Source organism: Actinomadura rubrisoli (assembly GCF_004349215.1).
Lineage (GTDB): Bacteria > Actinomycetota > Actinomycetes > Streptosporangiales > Streptosporangiaceae > Spirillospora > Spirillospora rubrisoli.
In genome coordinates this window covers 1-2,989 of the sequence record NZ_SMKU01000587.1, presented here as the reverse complement: position 1 = coordinate 2,989, position 2,989 = coordinate 1, and the positions used below count along the sequence as shown (strand labels likewise).

Below are 2,989 nucleotides of genomic sequence, written 5' to 3'. Positions count from 1 at the left end.
AGGCCCCCTCCGGCACCACCCCCCGCACACCGTCGGAGAACGGGAACACCCCCAAGCCGGAATCGACGACGCCCACTCCGCAGGAGAACAGCGGCTCCGAGCAGCAGCCTCACACCCCGTCCGACCAGCAGGGCGACCCCCCGTCCGAGCACCAGCAGACCCCGACCGAGCAGGACGGCGGCCGGCCCAAGGACGAACCGGGCCTCTTCGATGAGGACCCGAACCGCGCCCCCGTCGAGAACGTCGACGACCAGGGCGTCGTCCGCCGCGAGGACGCCGACCAGCCAAACGACGCCACCCCTGAGCAGGACGGCACCACCGAGGATGCCGACCCAGCGGATCCCGCCCAGCAGGACAACGACGGCCCCAGCGAGGACGACGGCGCGGGCGACCACGACGGAACCGCGGACGGCGACCCGGCGAAGGACCTCGCGGACGCCGAGCAAGAGACCCGCGACATCCTCGACCAGTTCGGGGACGACGCGCCCACGGTGGACTTCACGTCCAACCCGATCGACCCGGCCGCCCTGCGCGAGATCAACAACGCGATCCGGCAGCTCTCGGCCGACTATCCCGGGACGATGCGGCAGCTCAACCACATCGGTTCCGAGGACGTCAGCCAGACGCTCGGCCCCGGTGAGGAGGACACCCTCGCCTATGCCACGCTCGGCGAGAACCCGGGCATCCACATCAGCGACGCACCGTTCGCCGACAACGCCGACCGCTCTTCGGAGGGCGCCGAAGAGGAGGCGAGCGGCTTCACCGTGCCCGGCGGAGGCTCCACGGAAGGCGTCTTCACCCACGAGTTCGGGCACCAGCTCGGCCAGCAGCTCCTGAACGACCCCCACATGCTGGCCGACCTGAACCAGGCCGTCTCCGACGCCCTCGGCGTCCCCTACGACGCGACGCAGCCACACGATCCCGACACGACGCAGCGGGTCGACGACGCCCTCTCCACCTACGGCGCCACCACCCCGCACGAAATGCTCGCGGAGGCGTTCGCCGAGTACCGCCTGGCGGAGAACCCAGGCGCGCTCGCGCGTGCCGTCGGCGAGGTCATGGACCGCCACCTGGGCGCGGACGCGCAGAACGCGACTCCCAACACCTCGAACGAGGGCACCCCGGGCACGCCCCCACACCAGAACGAAACCCCGGACACGGGCACCCCTGACACCGAAACACCAACCCCAAGCACCCCCGAACCCGAAACTCCGGACACGAACACGCCCGCCTCCGACACGGCCACGCCCGAGCCAGAAACCCCCGGCACCAACACCCCGGAGAACGAGTCTCCGGACGCGACCCCCCACGAAACCGAGACGCCGGGCACGCCGGAGACCTCGCCAGGCGGCGAGAACACTGCCGACCCCACGCAGACCCCCCACGACGAGGGTCAGCCGCACCACACCGAAGAGCAACCGCCTCCGGACGAGGGCGGACCGCGCGGCGAAGACGGCCAGCCGCGCCCCACCCAGGAACAGCCACGTAGCGGCGAGGACCAGCCGCGTAACGGCGAGGACGGCCAGCCGCGCACGGCCGAACCACGTACCGGCGAGGGCGACCCTGCCCAGGGCGGGAGCCACCCGCGCACCGGCGACGACCAGCCGGCCTTCCGACGCTCCGGCGCTTCGGACGACGCGGACGCGACCCCGGAGAGCGGCACGCCACGCCAGGAGGACACCTCAGGGCCGCGAGGCATGCCCCACCAGCAGGCGGATTGGAATCCCCCGCGCCACACCGACGAAGCGACCATCACGCTCGACCCGGACCAGCGGCTGGTGGATCAGACCGGCCTGGACCGCAATACCCGCTACACGGTGCTGGAAGAGGGTCCCGACGGCCAGAGCGTCACCCGCAGCGTTGCCTACACCGACGGCAACGGCCAGGTCACCCACATCACGAACCCCGCGCCGGAACCGGGTGCCCGGGTCGTCGACCCCAACGAGAACGTCGATCTGACGCACCCCAGGCCGGGTGTCACGCACAGGATCGAGCTGGGGTTCGACGAGCCGCACACCTACACCGCCGTCCCGCACAATGGGACGGACGAGGGCATGGCCCCGGCGGCCACAAGGTTCGACCCACCGTCCGACGCGAACCCGGTGCGCTGGCCCGGCACGTATGACGTCAACGAGCACGGCCCCTTCAGCGCCCGCAATGACCTGCCCGCGAACTCCCGCATCGAGGTACGGGGCCCGAACGGCGAACTGCACGGGGTCTTCTGGACGGACGGCGAACACCAGGTCACGCACGTCCGCACCTGGTACGGCAACCGCCAGGACGGGTTCAACCCCGAACTCGGCGACACCAACCGGACGGTCACCGACTACAACGTCCCGCGTCCGAACACGCATTACCTGGTCGAGCCGCACGACCGTTTCCGGACCAACGACCCGGCGGCTCCCCTTGACCCACCGGCCGCCACGCGCACCGGCGATTTCGGAAGCGGCGGCGTCCGGCCGGGCACTTTCCTCTTCCACACCGACGCGAACGGCCAGCCGCAGTCGGCCAGCGGGCAACCCGACTACGACACGCCACACGGAAGCGGACAGCAGCGCAACACGACCGTCCAGGGCAGGGTCGGCCACATCGGCGCCACGGACGAGTACTCGCCGGGCCGCTTCGACGGCGGCCACATCTTCCCCCACGAGGCCCGCGGCCCCGGCGAGCGGATCAACTACTTCCCGCAGTGGAGCCCGACCAACCGCGGCAACAGCGGCGGGGACGTCACCCCCTCAACGGGCTGGCGGGGCGCGTTCGAGAGGCACCTTGAGCGGATCCACTCGAACAACACCAGGATCACGATCGAGCGGATCGACTTCCTGCCCGAGCCGAACGACCCGAACGTCACGCCGAAGGTCGTCCACACCCGCTGGACCCAGACGGACTCCAGCACGATCCCGCCGACGACGACCACGCACTACCGCAGCTGCCACAACTTGGACCCGACCCAGCGCGGCGGCGGCCCCCCGCCCCCTACACCTGGCCC

1 pseudogene is annotated in these 2,989 nt (G+C 71.1%); it reads left to right on the top strand.

Annotated elements, in window-relative coordinates:
- Nucleotides 1–2,989 (top strand): annotated as a pseudogene (locus tag E1298_RS49070) (hypothetical protein); the annotation flags it as partial.